20 protein-coding genes are annotated in these 16,370 nt (G+C 67.3%); 10 read left to right on the forward strand and 10 right to left on the reverse strand.

All coding sequences use genetic code 11. The features are described 5' to 3' along the window. Positions 1-1,069: DNA polymerase IV (gene dinB, locus N5D45_RS21880; protein ID WP_279939627.1), on the reverse strand; the 1,069-nt coding region annotated here is incomplete at its 3' end. A gap of 191 nt (positions 1,070-1,260) precedes the next feature. On the opposite strand from dinB, the gene fabA reads away from it, so the two are divergent. Next, the gene (gene fabA / locus N5D45_RS21885) at positions 1,261-1,776 is read left to right on the forward strand and encodes a 3-hydroxyacyl-[acyl-carrier-protein] dehydratase FabA (protein ID WP_010484110.1); all 516 of its coding nucleotides are present in this window, start codon (positions 1,261-1,263) and stop codon (positions 1,774-1,776) included. Then, positions 1,776-2,984: a beta-ketoacyl-ACP synthase I gene (gene fabB / locus N5D45_RS21890; protein ID WP_049410445.1), complete on the forward strand. Its 1,209-nt coding sequence runs from the start codon at positions 1,776-1,778 to the stop codon at positions 2,982-2,984. The genes fabA and fabB overlap by 1 nt, the downstream gene beginning before the upstream one ends. A gap of 97 nt (positions 2,985-3,081) precedes the next feature. Here the strand turns inward: fabB and N5D45_RS21895 are convergent, their stop codons facing one another. The 3 genes from N5D45_RS21895 to N5D45_RS21905 are packed head-to-tail and all read right to left on the reverse strand — an operon-like array spanning position 3,082 to position 5,524. Beyond that, positions 3,082-3,765 (reverse strand): HAD family phosphatase, encoded by a 684-nt coding sequence (locus N5D45_RS21895; RefSeq protein WP_057503520.1) that lies wholly within the window; start codon positions 3,763-3,765, stop codon positions 3,082-3,084. Beyond that, positions 3,762-4,463 carry a pseudouridine synthase gene (locus tag N5D45_RS21900; protein WP_010484113.1) on the reverse strand — a complete coding sequence of 234 codons (702 nt, stop codon included), beginning with the start codon at positions 4,461-4,463 and terminating at the stop codon, positions 3,762-3,764. The genes N5D45_RS21895 and N5D45_RS21900 overlap by 4 nt, the downstream gene beginning before the upstream one ends. After that, complete coding sequence (locus N5D45_RS21905) at positions 4,460-5,524, reverse strand: class I SAM-dependent methyltransferase (protein WP_057503519.1); 1,065 nt, start codon at positions 5,522-5,524, stop codon at positions 4,460-4,462. The genes N5D45_RS21900 and N5D45_RS21905 overlap by 4 nt, the downstream gene beginning before the upstream one ends. A 157-nt stretch (positions 5,525-5,681) precedes the next feature. On the opposite strand from N5D45_RS21905, the gene N5D45_RS21910 reads away from it, so the two are divergent. Then, complete coding sequence (locus tag N5D45_RS21910; protein WP_005407925.1) at positions 5,682-5,945, forward strand: hypothetical protein; 264 nt, start codon at positions 5,682-5,684, stop codon at positions 5,943-5,945. 70 nt (positions 5,946-6,015) lie between these two features. On the opposite strand, the gene N5D45_RS21915 is transcribed toward N5D45_RS21910, so the two are convergent. Both N5D45_RS21915 and N5D45_RS21920 read right to left on the reverse strand, forming a co-directional pair. Further along, positions 6,016-6,309, reverse strand: coding sequence for a DUF3247 family protein (locus tag N5D45_RS21915; RefSeq protein ID WP_010484115.1), 294 nt, complete (start codon positions 6,307-6,309; stop codon positions 6,016-6,018). Positions 6,310-6,352: 43 nt separating this feature from the next. Then, positions 6,353-8,341 (reverse strand): ATP-binding protein, encoded by a 1,989-nt coding sequence (locus N5D45_RS21920; RefSeq protein ID WP_279939628.1) that lies wholly within the window; start codon positions 8,339-8,341, stop codon positions 6,353-6,355. 245 nt (positions 8,342-8,586) lie between these two features. Here N5D45_RS21920 and N5D45_RS21925 point away from each other — a divergent pair, with 245 nt between their 5' ends. Beyond that, entirely contained in the window at positions 8,587-9,150 is a 564-nt protein-coding gene (locus N5D45_RS21925) for a DUF3016 domain-containing protein (protein WP_279939629.1), read from the forward strand. A 139-nt stretch (positions 9,151-9,289) separates the two neighbouring features. On the opposite strand, the gene alr is transcribed toward N5D45_RS21925, so the two are convergent. Both alr and N5D45_RS21935 read right to left on the reverse strand, forming a co-directional pair. Then, entirely contained in the window at positions 9,290-10,357 is a 1,068-nt protein-coding gene (gene alr, locus N5D45_RS21930) for an alanine racemase (RefSeq protein ID WP_279939630.1), read from the reverse strand. Then, on the reverse strand, positions 10,336-11,640 hold the full coding sequence (locus N5D45_RS21935; RefSeq protein WP_010484119.1) for a D-amino acid dehydrogenase: 1,305 nt from the start codon (positions 11,638-11,640) through the stop codon (positions 10,336-10,338). The genes alr and N5D45_RS21935 overlap by 22 nt, the downstream gene beginning before the upstream one ends. A gap of 149 nt (positions 11,641-11,789) precedes the next feature. Here N5D45_RS21935 and N5D45_RS21940 point away from each other — a divergent pair, with 149 nt between their 5' ends. After that, a complete protein-coding gene (locus tag N5D45_RS21940; protein WP_005407919.1) occupies positions 11,790-12,269 on the forward strand; it encodes a winged helix-turn-helix transcriptional regulator in 480 nt (159 codons plus the stop codon). A gap of 56 nt (positions 12,270-12,325) precedes the next feature. Here N5D45_RS21940 and N5D45_RS21945 read toward each other — a convergent pair whose 3' ends face one another. Both N5D45_RS21945 and N5D45_RS21950 read right to left on the reverse strand, forming a co-directional pair. After that, on the reverse strand, positions 12,326-12,508 hold the full coding sequence (locus tag N5D45_RS21945) for a hypothetical protein (protein WP_010484120.1): 183 nt from the start codon (positions 12,506-12,508) through the stop codon (positions 12,326-12,328). Positions 12,509-12,651: 143 nt separating this feature from the next. After that, positions 12,652-13,029, reverse strand: coding sequence for a classical arabinogalactan protein 4 (locus N5D45_RS21950; protein ID WP_279939631.1), 378 nt, complete (start codon positions 13,027-13,029; stop codon positions 12,652-12,654). A gap of 140 nt (positions 13,030-13,169) precedes the next feature. On the opposite strand from N5D45_RS21950, the gene msrB reads away from it, so the two are divergent. The 5 genes from msrB to N5D45_RS21975 all read left to right on the forward strand — a co-directional run. Next, positions 13,170-13,637, forward strand: a complete 468-nt coding sequence (gene msrB, locus N5D45_RS21955) for a peptide-methionine (R)-S-oxide reductase MsrB (RefSeq protein WP_010484122.1) — start codon at positions 13,170-13,172, stop codon at positions 13,635-13,637. A gap of 91 nt (positions 13,638-13,728) precedes the next feature. Further along, positions 13,729-14,583, forward strand: coding sequence for a flagellar motor stator protein MotA (gene motA, locus N5D45_RS21960; RefSeq protein ID WP_005407915.1), 855 nt, complete (start codon positions 13,729-13,731; stop codon positions 14,581-14,583). A 3-nt stretch (positions 14,584-14,586) separates the two neighbouring features. After that, positions 14,587-15,525: a flagellar motor protein MotB gene (gene motB, locus N5D45_RS21965; RefSeq protein ID WP_010484123.1), complete on the forward strand. Its 939-nt coding sequence runs from the start codon at positions 14,587-14,589 to the stop codon at positions 15,523-15,525. 97 nt (positions 15,526-15,622) lie between these two features. Further along, positions 15,623-16,111 (forward strand): hypothetical protein, encoded by a 489-nt coding sequence (locus N5D45_RS21970; RefSeq protein ID WP_010484124.1) that lies wholly within the window; start codon positions 15,623-15,625, stop codon positions 16,109-16,111. A gap of 13 nt (positions 16,112-16,124) precedes the next feature. Continuing rightward, positions 16,125-16,370, forward strand: a 246-nt coding sequence (locus N5D45_RS21975) for a DUF4031 domain-containing protein (protein ID WP_279939632.1), incomplete at its 3' end; no start/stop codon positions are given.

The raw sequence follows: 16,370 nt of genomic DNA on the forward strand, positions 1-16,370 counted from the left end.
CGTGCTCGAACAATTCCCCCTGCACCACCGGCTCCTTCTCGCGGAAGCCGCCGAGCCCGACGCCAACCAGGCGGTAACGCGTCTCCGCCGGCAGGTCGACGCGGGCGCGCAGGGCCAGTGCGATGTCGCGCAGTTCTTCCATCGATTCCGGCGGGCGCTCCGGGGTGAAGCTGCGGGTGAGGATGCGGAACTGCGCGGTCTTCAGTTTCAGCACCACGGTGTGGCCGACGCGTTCGGTCTTGCGCGTGGCCTTCCAGGTCTTCTCCGCCAGCTGCACGATCGCTTCGCCCAGGTCTTCCAGCGGCAGGTCTTCGGCGAAGGTGTCCTCCGAGGAAATCGACTGCACCTGCTGGTCCGGTTCCACCGGCCGCTCGTCGATGCCGCGTGCACGGTTGTACAGGCTGCGGCCGAAGCTGCCGAATGCTTCTTCCAGGTCGATCAACGCCCACTGCCGCAGATCGCCGCAGGTGACGATGCCGCGCGCGGCAAGTTTTCCTTCCATCACCTTGCCGACGCCGGGCACCCGGTTCACCGGCAACGGCTGCAGGAACGCGTCCACCCGCTGCGGGGGGATCACGAACTGGCCATCAGGTTTGCGCCAGTCCGAGGCGATCTTGGCCAGGAACTTGTTTGGCGCGATGCCAGCTGAAGCAGTCAGGTTCGTTTCCTCGCGGATCTGCGCGCGGATGGTGCGGGCGATGTCGGTGGCCAGTTCGATGCCGCTCTTCGGCTCGGTCACATCGAGGTAGGCCTCGTCCAGCGACAACGGCTCGACCAGGTCGGTATGCCGCAGGAAGATCGCGCGCACCTGCTGTGACACCGCCTTGTAACGTGCGAAGTCCGGCGGCACGAAGATCGCATCCGGGCACAGGCGCTCGGCACGCACGGCGGGCATCGCCGAACGCACGCCGAACACGCGTGCCTCGTACGAGGCCGCGCACACCACCGAACGCGCGCCACGCCATGCCACAACCACCGGCTTGCCGCGCAGTGACGGATCGTCGCGCTGCTCCACCGACGCGTAGAACGCGTCCATGTCGACGTGGATGATCTTGCGCAGTCGGGTCATGTCAGGCGGAAAGGGCGGGGGCGTGCCGGACGGGCCACACGCCGAAGTATGGTCGTTGCACATCAACAGGATGCGCGTATTCCATTGAAAACACTACGGTTGCGTACGGTTGAAATGTTTGATCGGCGCAGTTTCCACGGGCATCCTCGAGCGCTTGTTTCCCTGTTTCCCCGCTTCCAGGATTGTGCTTCATGACCCGTCTCCACGCGTTCAACCGCGAACAGCTGCTGGCCAGCGCACGCGGTGAACTGTTCGGCGCCGCCGCCGGCCGTTTGCCCAACGATCCGATGCTGATGTTCGACCGCATCACCGACATCCGCGAGGACGGCGGACCGCATGGCAAAGGCATGGTACGCGCCGAACTGGATATCCGCCCGGACCTGTGGTTCTTCGGCTGCCACTTCATCGGCGACCCGGTGATGCCCGGCTGCCTGGGCCTGGATGCCATGTGGCAGCTGACCGGCTTCTTCCTGACCTGGCTGGGCGCCCCCGGCAAGGGCCGCGCGCTGGGCTGTGGCGAAGTGAAGTTCACCGGCCAGGTGCTGCCGGACGCCAAGCTGGTGCGCTACGAGATCGATATCAGCCGTGTCATCAACCGCAAGCTGGTGATGGCCCAGTCGGACGCGCGCATGTACGTGGATGACCGCGAAATCTACAGCGCGCGCGACCTGCGCGTCGGCCTGTTCACTGAAACCGGGAGCTTCTGATGCGTCGCGTCGTCATCACTGGCATGGGCATCACGTCCTGCCTCGGCAATGATCTGGATACCGTTTCGGCTGCGCTGCGCGAAGGGCGCTCGGGCATCACCGCCCTGGCCGACCACGCCGAAGCGGGCCTGCGCAGCCAGGTCGGCGGCCGCGTCGACCTCGATCTGGACGCGCTGATCGACCGCAAGCAGAAGCGCTTCATGAGCGATGCGGCGGCCTTCGCCTATCTGGCCATGCGCGATGCCATCGCCGATGCCGGGCTCAGCGCCGAGCAGGTCAGCAATCTGCGTACCGGCCTGATCGCCGGTTCCGGTGGCGGCTCCAGCGAGTGGCAGATCGGCGCGGTCGACCTGCTGCGCGAACGTGGCGTACGCAAGGTCGGCCCGTACATGGTGCCGCGCACGATGTGCTCGACCGTTTCGGCCTGCCTGGCCACGGCCTACCAGATCAAGGGCGTCAGCTATTCGCTGTCGGCCGCCTGCGCGACCTCGGCGCACTGCATCGGCGCTGCCGCGGACATGATCCGCCATGGCGCGCAGGACATCATGTTCGCCGGTGGTGGCGAAGACCTGCACTGGTCGATGAGTGTGATGTTCGATGCGATGGGCGCGCTGTCGACCAGCTTCAACGAGACCCCGGCCAGCGCCTCGCGTCCGTACGACAAGGACCGCGACGGCTTCGTCATCGCCGGCGGCGGCGGCATGCTGGTGCTGGAGGACTACGACCACGCCGTTGCACGCGGCGCACACATCCACGCCGAACTGATCGGCTATGGCGTCACCTCCGACGGCGCCGACATGGTCGCCCCGTCCGGCGAAGGTGCGGTGCGCTGCATGAAGATGGCGCTGCAGGGCGTCGATCGTCCGCTGGACTACCTCAACACCCACGGCACCTCCACGCCGCTGGGCGACGTCACCGAGCTCAATGCGATCCGCGAAGTGTTCGGCGATGCGGTGCCGCCGCTGTCCTCGACCAAGGCGCTGTCGGGCCATTCGCTGGGTGCGGCAAGCGTGCACGAGGCGATCTACTGCCTGCTGATGATGCGCGATGGCTTCGTTGCCGGTTCGGCCAACATCGGCGAACTGGACCCGAAGGTGGAGAGCTTCCCGATCCTGCGCGAAAGCCGCGAGCAGAAGCTGGATACGGTGATGTCCAACAGCTTCGGCTTCGGTGGCACCAACGCCGCGCTGGTGTTCGGGCGGGTGTGATGGGGGCAGGTGTGCCGACCAACGGTCGGCACCCACCAATAGATGTAGAGCCGAGCCATGCTCGGCTCAGTGCCGGCCAACGGCCGGCATCTACCGCTTATTTCGGCAACAACGGCACCAGCAATGCGTGCGCGTCCACCAGCGAGCCCACGATGCGGTGGCCCAGTGCGCGCAGCTCTTCATCAGGATGCACCAGGTCCGGCACCTGGATCACGGTCATGCCGGCCGCCAATGCTGCGCGCGTACCGGCCGGTGAGTCTTCCAGCGCCAGGCAGCGTTCCGGGGCCTGGCCCAGCCGCTGCGCGGCCAGCAGGTAGATATCCGGCGCCGGCTTCGGCCGCGCCACGTCGCCACTGGTGATCACCGCATCGAAGTACGGCAGCAGGCCAGCGGCCGTCAGCTTGCGGTTGGCCCGCGGCTGCCGCGTGGTGGTGGCCACCGCACGCGGTACCGCGTGCGCCTTCAACAGCTCCAGCAGCTCCAGGATGCCCGGCCGCAGGGGCAGGCCGGTCTGGGTGCGTGCTTCGTACAGTTCATGGCAGCGTGCCGCCACCGCCTCGATCACGCTGTCCTCGATGCCCTGCGCACGCAGCAGCGCGTGCGAATCGCGGTCACCGAGACCGACCATGCGCAGGAACACGGCCTCGTCCAGGCCCAGCCCGAATTCGTCGGCGGCCTCGCTCCAACAGGCCAGCGAGACCCGCTCGCTGTCGATCATCAGGCCGTCCATGTCGAAGATGACGGCGTCGGGGAGGAACGGCAGCGCAGCGATGGTGGTCATGGAGCGAACAGCGTATCCAGGTCGGTGGAAGTGAGCTGCCGCCATTGCCCTTCGTCCAGCCCCTGCAGGTCCAGCCCGCCGACGCGGCTGCGGTGCAGGGCCTGCACGTGGTTGCCGGTGGCGGCGAACATGCGGCGTACCTGATGGTAGCGGCCTTCATGCAGCACCAGGCGCGCGCGACGCGCATCCACCACTTCCAGTTCAGCCGGCAGCAGGGGCGTCTTCTCGGACTCCAGCATCAGCGTGCCGCTGGCGAACAGCGCCACCTCGTCGCCGCGCAGGTCCTCGCTCAACTCGACCTCATAGACTTTCGGCAGCTTCGACTTCGGCGAGATGATCCGGTGCAGCAGGCCACCGTCGTCGGTCAGCAGCAGCAGGCCACTGGTCTCGCGGTCGAGGCGGCCCACTGTAGACAGCACCGGATCGCGGTCGCGGAAGCGCGGCGGCAGCAGGTCGTAGATCAGGCGGCCGGTGTCCTTGGTCGAGCAGGTGTAGCCGGCCGGCTTGTGCAGCGCGATCGACAGGCCCACCGGCGGGTCCAGCGGCTCGCCGTCGACGCGGATCGCCTCGTGCGGCACCTGGTCGTCGGCATACAGCACCTCGCCGTCGGCGTCGGTGACGCGGCCTTCGCGGAACATCCACTGCACCTGCTTGCGGCTGCCGTAGCCCAGGTTGGCGATGAGCTTGACCAGCTTCACTTGCCCTTCCCCTTCACCGCTTCCACCAGCTTGAAGCCATCACGCTCGGCGATCACGCGCACCGCGCCAAAGCTCTCGTTGAGCGTGTACTCGTACGGCAGGTGGCGGTTGGCCACCACGTACAGGCGTCCGCCCGGGCGCAGCGCCTGCGCGGCCACGGCGATGAAGCGCTGGCCGATGTCCGGGCGATCGGCGCGCGAGGGCGTGTGGAATGGCGGATTGCTGATGATGACGTCGTAGCCCGGCTCGATGCCGGCGGTGACGTCCTGCCACAGGAAGCGCAGCGGCAGCGGACGCGGCGGCGGTGCCAGGTTCAGCTCGGCCAGTGCCAACGCGCGCTGCTCCGCTTCGTACAGGTCCAGCGCGGTGATCTTCGGGCAGCGCTCCAGCAGCTCGCGCGACAGGTAGCCGTAGCCGGCACCGAGGTCGGCGGCGCGGCCGGCCAGGTCGGCCGGCAGGTGCTCGGCCAGCAGCGCCGAGGCCGGATCGATGCGGTCCCAGGCGAACACGCCCGGGCGGCTGAGGAAACGGCCGCCGACGATCGGCCGCACCGCATCCAGTGCCGACCAGCGCTTGGCCAGGTCGGCGTCGTGCTGGCCCTGCATCGGGGCGGTCCAGTACACGCGGCAGTGGTTCTTGGTCAGGCTGCCGCCGAGGCCGGTCAGTTGCTTGAGGTCGCCCTCGCTCGAGCGTGCACCTTCGTTGTTGGACTGGCAGGCAACGATGCGGCCGCCGTCGGCGACCAGCGCCAGCGCACGGGCAAACAGCGCGCGGGCTTCTTCACGCTGGCGCGGCGGCAGCACCAGCACCAGCGGGTAACGGCCCTTGCCGGCCACATCATCCAGCTGGCCACTGACGGTCCAGCCGGCGGCCTGCTGCAGCGGCTGCGCGAACGGGGCGAAGCTCTGCTCGCAGTGGACCTCGCGGCTGCCGGCCGCTTCACGCAGCGGCCAGCCGTCGCGGGCACGCAGGAAGGCCACCGGGCCCTCCGGCCAGCGCAGGGCGCCTTGGGAGAACGGCAGGAACAGGGTCTGCAGGGGGGCGTCGTCGCTGGAGGCCATCGGCGCGGGTACTTCAAGCGTGAGGGCCGTCCATTGTACCGGCTTGGCCGGACCGGCCCCGGTATGCCGCTTTGCGAAACCCGAACGGGGCCTTGATCTGCCAGCAACATTGAAACGTTCAGGGTAGAGGCTCCCCCGGAAACCCAGGAGAACCTGCATGCGAGCCTTGTTCGTCGGTGGCGTGGTCGACAACAGTGAAATGGACCTGGAAGGCAGCCATCCGCCCGTGCATTACCCCGAGGACACCGGCGGCGGCCACTCGCGCTATCGGCTGCACCAGGTCGGTCATGGCGCCGACGGCAGCGTGGCCTATGCGGTGTACGGCGCACCGGACCTGGCCGATGACGAGGTGGCCCGGGTGGCGGAAGAACGCGCCTATGCGCGCCGGTTCGAGGCGACACCGACCTTGTTCGAGCACTGACACACCGGTAGCGCCCGAGCCCACGCTCGGGCGACGGCGCAGCCGAGCGTGGGCTCGGCTCTACATCCGATCAAGGCGCCCTGGGTGGCAGACGGTTGACGCTGGCGATCTCGTCCAGCCACACATGGTGCTGCTGCACCGGCGTGTCGTAGTCATCCAGGCGCAACTGGCCGTTGCTGCCTTCGTCGCCGGCGTCGTTGCGGTACTGCTGCACGGTCGGTTTCACCGCCACGGTGCCGAGCAGGCGGCGACCATCGTGCAGGGTCAGCTGCACCTGCGTTTCGCCTTCCAGCTGCGGCAACAGGGCTTCCAGGCGCGCGATCTGCGCCGGATCGGTATGGATGCGGGGAGCTATACGGGACATCGGCGACCTCCTGCGTGCAGGGTCGCCGATCGGCCGTGAATGCTCAGTGCAGCGCGCTGTCCGCGCGTGGCACCTGCACCTTGCGTACCGCAGCCACCAGCTGTGCCACCGAGTACGGTTTGGCGACATGTTCCTGGAAGCCTGACGCCAGCGCTCGGCGCCGGTCATCGGCGCGTGCCAGCGCGGTCACGGCAACCGCCGGCAGGGTCATCGCATCCACGCCCATGTCCTCGCGCAGCGTGCGCACCAGACCATAGCCATCCATGCCCGGCATGCCGATGTCGGTCAGCATCACGTGGTACTGCAGGTGCCCGGTATCGGCCAGCAACGCCAGCGCTTCACCGGCCGAGCTGGCGGCCGACACACTCGCGCCCTGCTCTTCCAGCATGCGCCGCAGGTACTCCAGCACTTCCGGCTGGTCTTCCACCGCCAGCACATGCATGCCACGCAGCGGGTACGGTTCGACGATCACCGGCTCCAGGATCGGCCCGCTGATCACTTCGCGCAGCGGGCGTCGCTCGGCATCGGGAATGTGCTGCGGCAGGCGCACGGTGAAGGTGGCGCCGTGGCCATGGCCTTCGCTGGCGGCGGTGACGGTACCGCCATGCAGTTCGACCAGCTGCTGCACGATCGCCAGGCCCAGGCCGAGGCCGCCATGGCGTCGGGTGGTGGTGCCATCGGCCTGGCGGAAGCGGCTGAACAGATGGTTGAGGAACTCCGGTGCGATGCCATCACCGGTATCGCGCACCGTGATCACCCAGTGGTTGCCGTCGGCCTGCAGTTGCACGTCGATGCGGCCTTCGGCCGGGGTGAACTTGATCGCGTTCGACAGCAGGTTCCAGAACACCTGCTGCAGGCGGGTGGCATCGCCCAGCACCAGGCTGGGCTGCTCCGGCAGCAGCAGACTCACGTCCAGCGCCTTGCCTTCGGCGACCAGTTCCTGCGCACCGATGGCTTCGCCCAGCAGATCGCGCAGGTCCAGTATCTCCACCTCCAGCTGCACCTTGCCCAGCAGCATGCTGCTGAGGTCGAGCATGTCCGAGATCAGCCGCTTCTGCGCACCGGCGCTGTTGGCGATCACATTCAGGCCCTTGTACAGCGGGCTGGTGTTGTCCACGCGCTGCAGCAGCAGCTCGCTCCAACCGAGGATGGTGGTCAGCGGCGTGCGCAGCTCGTGCGACAGCGTGGCCAGGAACTCGTACTTCAACCGCGCCATGTTCTCGGCGGCACTGCGCGCGGCACGCTCGGACTGCAGAAGCTCCTCGCGGGCCAGCTCGATCTCGCGGCGTTCGGTCACGTCCGGGCTGCTGCCGGCCAGGCCGATGAAGCGGCCCATCCGTGAGAAACGCGGGCGTGCATTCATCTCCAGCCAACGCCACTCGCCATCGGCGCGTCGGGCCCGCACCAGCGCATGCATCGACCGCTGCGCCTTCAGTGCTTCCTGCAGTTCGTACTCGAACACCGATGCATCGTCCGGATGCACCAGGCCGCGCCAGACATCTTCCGGCACGCGTGTTTCGTCACCGCCAAAGAACTCACTGAAAGCGCTGTTGACGAAACGGGCATGGCCGCGCTCGTCGAGCACCCACACCGGCATCGGCAGGCCGTCGGCCAGTGCGCTGAAGCGGGCTTCGCTTTCGCCCAGCTCCACTTCCATCTGCTTGCGTGCGGTGATGTCGAAGAACAGGATGCCGACCTTGTCTTCGCCCGGACGGCCCACGCGCACCGCATCAACCGCGAACGAGCGGCCCAGCGCACGCGCTTCCATCTCGAACTGGGCGGGGCGGCCACTGCGCGCGACCTCGCCGTAGATGCGGAACCAGTCCTGCTCGTGGCCCGGTTCCAGCGCCGTCATGCGCTGGCCACGCGCGTCCTTCAGGCCGGTGTGGCGCTCGAACGCATCGTTGACCTCGATGAAACGGTAGTCCACCGCGCGATCGCCCTCGAACAGCACCTGGATCACGCAGAAACCGGCGTTGATGCGCTCAAGCACGCCATGATGCAGGTCGGGTTCGGGCGCTGGCACCATCATCGGTGGGCGCTCCACGAGGGGCGGCAGTGTGGACAAGGGGCGTCTGTGCAGGCCGGATTGGAAGCACAGCATCTTCCAAAGCGCGTATTCACAGCGTCAAGCGCCGTCAGTCATGGTTGACGTCGATGAATTGGCGGCAACCACCCTTGCGCACGACGCAATCGGCCATTGCGGTGGCCCGGCCACAGGATCACACTCGATCTGTGATCAACATCGTCCCCAGCGCGGGGACGCAGGAGACCGTCATGAAACGCTCACTCGCGATTGCCCTGCTGGCAGGCGCCCTGGTGGCGGGCGGCGCCAACGCTGCACCGCGCACCGTGACCGATGCGGACGCGCCGCGCGCGTTGCAGGCCGATGGCCCGGTCAGCGTGAAATGGGAGGATCCGGCCAAATTCACCGAGATCCGCCAGAGCACCAACCGCTTCGAGGCCGAACGCGGTGACTGGGTACAGCAGCTGGCCCGCTACCTGCAGACCACCGCTGCCAAGCCGCTGCAGCCTGGGCAGACCCTCGATGTGATCCTGGTGGACATCAAGCGTGCCGGTGACTACGAGCCGTGGCACGGCCCGCGTGGCCGCGACATCCGGATCATGCGCGACATCTACCCGCCGCGGATCAGCCTGCAGTACACGTTGAAGGACGCCAGCGGCCGTATCGTCAGCGAGGGCGATGCGCGCCTCAGTGATACCGGCTACCTGCACAACCTGGGGCTGAAGAGCGACAGTGATCCGCTGCGCTACGAGAAGCGCCTGATCGATGACTGGGTGAAGCGCCAGCTGGCCAGCCAGGCCACCGCCGCGCGGTAATGCCGGGCGACGCGCCCCACCGGGCTGCCGCGGCAATGCCTGGCAACGCGACCCACCGGTAGGTGTCGACCTTGGTCGACACGCATTAGACGGCGCCGACCAAGGTCGGCCGCTACCGAAGCCGAGCGTGGGCTCGGCTCTACACGTACACCTTGGCCACGCGCTTGACCGCGCACGGCAGCTGGTACGCGCTCACGCCGCAACGCGGCGCCAGTTCGGACAGCGTCGGTGCGCTGCCCCACAGTTCCACCACGCTGCCGATGCCGGCCTGCGCATGCGCGGTCAGGTCCACCGTCAGCATGTCCATCGACACGCGCCCGATCAGCGCACCGGGCTGGCCGTCGATCAGCACCGGGGTGCCATTCGGGGCGAACTGCGGATAACCGTCGGCATAGCCGAGCGCGACCACACCCACGCGGGTGCGCACCTTGGCCACGAAGCGTGCGCCATAGCCCACCGGCTCACCCGCCTCGATCCAGCGCTCGGCGATCACCTTCGACTGCATCGTCATCACCGGGCGCAGGCGCTCGGTCAGTGCCGTGTTGTCCGGCAGCGGATTGGCGCCATACAGCATCAGGCCCGGGCGCACCCAGTCGCTGCGTACATCCGGCCAGCCCAGCAGCGCCGGCGAGTTGCACACGCTGGTCTCGCCGTCCAGGCCGTCGATGGCCCGCGCGAAGGTCGCGGCCTGTTCGTGGGTGCGTTCGCTGTCCAGCTCATCGGCGCGCGCCAGGTGGGTCATCAGCACGATGCGCTCGACCTGCGGCAGCGCCGACAGGCGTGCATGCGCGGCACGGAAGCTGTCCACGTCCAGGCCAAGACGATGCATGCCACTGTCCAGCTTCAGCCACACCGTCAACGGGCGCGGGCTGTCGTAGGCAGCAACGGCCTCCAGTTGCCACGGCGAACCGACGGCGAACCAGAAGTCATGCTCGGCCACCAGCGCCATGTCGCTGGGCTCGAAGATGCCTTCCAGCAGCAGGATCGGCGCACGGATGCCGGCCTGGCGCAGCTCCAGTGCCTCTTCGATGGTAGCCACACCGAAACCATCAGCCTCACCTTCCAGCGCCTGCGCACAGCGCACCGCGCCATGCCCATAGGCATCGGCCTTGATGATCGCCAGGGCCTTGCCACCGCCCAGTTCACGGGCGAGCCGGTAGTTGCTGCGCAGGGCGCCCAGATCGATCAGCGCGCGGGCAGGACGCATGTGCGGTTCTCTTGTTGCGGCGCGTGACCGTACTGGCCGTAGCGGAAAATATCCAGGCCTTCGGTGCTGATCTGCGGCTGGCGCGCGCTCATCAGGTCGGCCAGGTAGCGACCCGAGCCGCAGGCCATGGTCCAGCCCAGCGTGCCGTGGCCGGTGTTGAGGTACAGGTTGCGGAACGGCGTGGCGCCGATCACCGGCGTACCGTCCGGCGTGGCCGGGCGCAGGCCGGTCCAGAACTGCGCACGCGACAGGTCGCCGCCCTTCGGGTAGAGATCGCTGACCACCAGCTCCAGGGTTTCGCGTCGGCGCTGCGACAGCGACAGGTCGAAGCCGGCCACTTCGGCCATGCCACCGACGCGGATACGGTCGTCGAAGCGGGTCACCGCCACCTTGTAGCTCTCATCGAGGATGGTCGAGGTCGGCGCCATCGCCGGGTCGGTGATCGGCAGGGTCAGCGAGTAGCCCTTCAGCGGGTACACCGGCAGGCGCATGCCCAGCGATGCGACCAGCGCCGGCGAATAGCTGCCGAGCGCGACCACGAAGCGGTCGGCGGTTTCCAGCTTGCCGTCGATGCGCACGCCGGTGATGCGGTCGCCATCGACCTCCAGGCCGGTGATGTCCTGGTCGAAGCGGAACTCGACACCAGCATCCACGCACATCTGCGCCAGGCGGCGGGTGAACAGCTGGCAGTCGCCGGTCTGGTCACGCGGCAGGCGCAGCGCGCCGACCAGGCCATCGACGTGGGCCAGGGCCGGTTCGGCCTGGATGATGCCGGCGCGGTCCAGCACCTCGTACGGCACGCCGTACTGGGCCAGGATCTCGATGTCCTGCGCCGAGGCATCCAGCTGCTGCTGGGTGCGGAACAACTGGGTCGTGCCCAGGTCGCGGCCTTCGAATTCGATGCCGATCTGTGCGCGCAGCTCGTTCAGGCAGTCGCGGCTGTACTCGGACATGCGCACCATGCGCGCCTTGTTGATCGCGTAGCGCTCATGGGTGCAGTTGCGCAGCATCTGCCACAGCCAACGGTACTGGGCCAGGTCCATGCCCGGCTTGATCGCCAGCGGCGCGTGCTTCTCGAACAGCCAGCCGATGGCCTTCTTCGGCACGCCCGGGGCCGCCCACGGCGAGGTGTAGCCGAACGACAGCTGGCCAGCATTGGCGAAGCTGGTTTCCAGCGCCGGGCCGGGCTGACGATCGATGACCGTGACTTCAAACCCGGCCTGTCGCAGGTACCAGGCACTGGTGGTGCCGATCACGCCGCTGCCGAGAACTAGGACTCGCATGGGACTTCTCCAACCCGATCATTCCCTGCACTGGAGCGTGCCGGGACCATAATTGGGGAAGTATAGACAGCCATTCCCAGTTGATTTGCCTGTTTTGAAATCAACCGGCAGGATGTTCTCCTGCAATTCATTCCCCAAGGTTGACGGCCATGGCCACCCGTACCCGCGAACTGGACAAGATCGACCGCAAGATCCTGCGCATCCTGCAGGCCGAGGGCCGCATCTCCTTCACCGAACTCGGCGAGCGGGTCGGCCTGTCGACCACGCCATGCACCGAGCGTGTACGCAGGCTCGAGCGCGAAGGGGTGATCACCGGCTACCACGCCCACCTCGACCCGGCCGCGGTGAAGGCCAGCCTGCTGGTGTTCGTGGAGATCAGCCTGGCCTACAAGTCCGGCGACATCTTCGAGGAGTTCCGGCGCGCGGCGCTGAAGCTGCCCAACGTGCTGGAGTGCCACCTGGTATCGGGCGACTTCGATTACCTGCTGAAGGCGCGGATCAGCGAAATGGCCTCCTACCGCAAGCTGCTCGGCAGCACGTTGCTGACGCTGCCGCATGTACGTGAGTCGAAGAGCTACATCGTGATGGAAGAAGTGAAGGAAACGCTGAGCCTGCCGATTCCGGATTGAGGCGCTCGCAGGATGGGATCAGAGCCCGCGGTGCGGGATCCGACCCCCGGAGTCCCTCAGCGCTGCTGCGGATGCTTCTGCGAGCGCTGTTCCTGCTGCTTGCCGCCCTTGTGCGGCTGCGGCTCCATCTGCTGCTGTTGTTGCTGCTGTTGCTGCTGCGGGTTGCGGCCCTGCGGTTCCTTGCCGGGATGACGGTTCTGCTGGTTTTTCATGATCGCGATCCAGTGGACGAAGGACATGCGGCGGCGGAATGCCAGCGCAGGGCCACGGTGGTCCCGGAACGGTTAACCGCAGGCGAAAAAGCAGTGATCGCCAAGAGGCTGTTTTCGTGCGTTCAGCCCGCACGACGCGCAGGAGCTGCCAACCTTGCTTGGCCCATAGGTCAGCGCCTGATCTGCTGGCCATCACCGGCAGGCACGCTGTCGTAATAACGGCCTGTACGCGAGTCGAACACGCGGTTCGGGCCGGCCGGGCGCACGCCAGGCACGATGCGGCCATTGCGGTCATAGACCTTGTCGGCCGGCATCGGTACCGGCGCCGGCGCGATCCGGGCGGGGCCGGTGGACTTGATCGGCTGTGCCGGCTGCGGCGACGGCAGCACCTGCGGCTGCGGGCGGGCAGCCTGTGGCGGAGGTGCCACCGGTTGCGGTGCCACGGTGGTGGCACTGCGGGTGGCGGTCGGGCTCGACGACGTCGGTACCTGGGCCTGCGCAACCAGGGGCAGCAGGCCCATCAACAGCAGGGGAAGGCTCGGTTTCATGTCACGCTCCGGCGTGGATCGCATTCACCTTGCGCCTGCACCTGTGTGCCGCCCATGAACGGCCATCACACTTGCAAGCGCGCGCCGGCACCCCCACGTTTTCCGGCATCCCCAGGCCATCGACCCCACGGAGCGCCGCCATGACCGCCTTCGACCTGACGCCCCCCACCGCCACCCAGACCGAGGCGCTGGTCGCCGGCCTCAGCGGCGAAGAACGCCGCGTACTGCTGCAGCACGGCACCGAGGCGCCGTTCTGCGGCGTATTCCTCGACAACAAGCGCGAGGGCGTCTACTGCTGCCGTCTGTGCGCACTGCCGCTGTTCCGCTCCAGCACCAAGTTCGATTCCGGCACCGGCTGGCCCAGCTTCTTTGCCCCGTTCGACCCGGCGCACGTGCGCGAGATCCGCGATACCAGCCACGGCATGGTGCGCACCGAGATCACCTGCGCGCGCTGCGGCAGCCATCTGGGCCACGTGTTCCCGGACGGTCCGCCGCCCACCTACGAGCGCCACTGCCTGAACTCCGTCTCACTTTCGTTCACCGGCAATGGCGAGCCCTGGCCCGATCCGTTGCAGCGTGGCGGCGCAGAAAGCGGCGTGGCGGGCTGAAACATTCCGCTGACCGGCTTCACAGAATTCCCTCTTCAGAAAACCGGGCGACGGGCCGACAAGGAGATATCCCCTCTCCTTGCGTCGCCCCATGCTCATCATCGTTGGATTCCTGGTCGTCATCATCAGCGTGATCGGGGGCTATCTCGGTGCCCACGGCCGCCTGGGTGCCCTCTGGCAGCCCTACGAGCTGGTCATCATCGGCGGCGCCGCGCTCGGCGCCTTCCTGGTCGGCACGCCGGCCAAGACGGTCAAGCAGACCCTGCAGGCCATGGTCGGCGTGTTCAAGGGCCCGCGCTACAAGCAGCAGGACTACATCGACGTCCTCAGCCTGCTCTATGAACTGCTCAACAAGGCCCGCCGCGAAGGCTTCATGGCGCTGGAAGACCATGTCGAGCGGCCGGCCGAGAGCGCGCTGTTCGGCAACTACCCCAAGGTGCAAGCCGACCACCACCTGATCGACTTCATCACCGACTGCCTGCGCCTGATGATCGGCAGCAACATCGAGCCGCACGAGCTGGAGCCGCTGCTGGAACTGGAGCTGGAAAAGCACCACGCCGAGGCCATGGCGCCGTCGCAGGTGCTGACCAAGGTCGCCGACGGATTGCCCGGTTTCGGCATCGTGGCGGCGGTGCTGGGCATCGTCATCACCATGGGCTCGATCGGTGGCGACATCGTCGAGGTCGGTGGCCACGTCGCCGGTGCGCTGGTCGGCACCTTCCTCGGCATCCTGCTGGGCTACGGTTTCGTCGGCCCGATGGCAGCCGCGATGGAGGCCCGCGCCGAGCAGGACAGCCGCATCTACGAATCGGTGAAGACCGCCCTGCTGGCCTGCCTGCGCGGCTACAACCCGAAGATCGCACTGGAGTTCGCCCGCAAGACGCTGCCGTCGAACGTGCGCCCGGCCTTCTCCGATTTCGAGCAGCACCTGAAGACGGTCAAGTAAGCCATGGCCGAGACCAAGCCCACCGTCATCGTCCGCCGGGTCAAGAAGGCCGGCCACGCCGCCCATCATGGCGGTTCGTGGAAGGTGGCCTATGCCGACTTCGTGACTGCGATGATGGCGTTCTTCCTGGTGCTGTGGCTGATGGCCACCACCAACAAGAACGACCGTGCCGCCATTTCCGAGTACTTCCGCAACCCCAGCCCGCTGAGCGGGCAGAACGCCACGCCGGCACCCGGCATGGCCGGCCCGGGCGGCGCCAGCACCTCGATGATCAAGCTGGGCGGTGCCACCGACGTTTCGCGGGGCAACAGCAACGATCCCTTCCAGAACCAGAAGGAAGCAGTACCGCAGCCGGTGGACCAGCAGCAGCGCGACAAGCAGCAGCTGGAACAGCTGATGAAGGAGCTGCAGGAAGCGATCAGCAGGAGCCAGGCGCTGGAACCGTTCAAGGACCAGCTGCTGCTGGACCTGACCCCGGAGGGCCTGCGCATCCAGATCGTGGACAAGCAGAACCGGCCGATGTTCGACCTTGGCAGCGCCACGCTGAAGCCGTACACGCAGCAGATCCTGCACGAGCTGGCCGAGTACCTGAACCATGTGCCGAACCGGATCAGCCTGACCGGTCACACCGACATCACCGCCTATTCCGCCGCTCGCGGCTATGGCAACTGGGAACTGAGCGCCGACCGTGCAAATGCCGCACGCCGCGCGCTGATCGATGGTGGCCTGGACGACAGCAAGATCACCCGCGTGGTCGGCCTGTCTTCGTCGGTGCTGTTCGACAAGGTCGACCCGCAGAACCCGATCAACCGCCGCATCAGCATCGTGGTGATGACCCAGGCCGCCGAAGCGGCCGCCCTGGCCGGTGCCGGGCCACAGGTGGGGCTGTCGGCGCCGACCGCCGACCCGGACGTGCAGGCCGCGCAGGGTGAGGCGCACTGAACCGGGGTCAGATCCCTTTTCCCTGGAAAGGGATCTGACCCCACCTGCGTGCGGCCGCTACAATGGCGGTCTTTCCGTTTCCAGGTGACCCCACCCCATGTCCCAGAACTCCAAGGCCAAGCGCGACAAGCGCAAGAAGCAGCAGGCCAAGCGTCCGTTCCTGCGCCTGAACGCCCAGCAGCAGGTGCAGAACCATGCCGTGCTGACCAACGAAGACGGCCAGGTGGTCGCGGCCATCGGTCTGCAGGGCCGTGAGTGGCTGCTGGCCATCGGCGGCCAGACCATGGGCAACGCCGAAAACCCGGTGCCGATGCTGGCCATGCTCAAGCACCTGTCCAACGTGCAGGAAAAGGAAGGCCGCAAGGTCAACCTGGAGTACTCCGAGCTGCTGCAGAAGCTGCTGGACACCCTGGCAGCCGAATCCGAGCAGACCGCAGACGAGTACCTGGACAAGCTGGTCGCCGAGTTCGAGACCGTGGAAGCCGAAGAAGGCGAAGAAGCCGCTGAGGCCGCCGAAGGCGAAGTGGTTGAAGCTGCTGCCGAGGCCACCCCGGCCGCTGACAGCGACAGCAAGCCGCAGGCCTGAACCGGCCGCGGCGGTGACGGTCTACGTCGATGACGCGGTGCATCCCTGGCGCGGACAGCGCTGGGCGCACCTGATGGCCGACACCCTGGCCGAGCTGCACGCGATGGCGGCGCAGCTCGGCATTCCCCCGCGGGCCTTCCAGAACAAGGCCAGCGGTGCGCACTACGATGTCACTTCCGAGCTGCGCGCGCAGGCCATCGCGCTCGGTGCGCGGGCGATTTCCCGGCACGCCGACCGTGACCTGGTCAAAGCGGTGATT

The organism is Stenotrophomonas sp. GD03819 (genome assembly GCF_029841665.1).
GTDB classification, from domain to species: domain Bacteria; phylum Pseudomonadota; class Gammaproteobacteria; order Xanthomonadales; family Xanthomonadaceae; genus Stenotrophomonas; species Stenotrophomonas geniculata.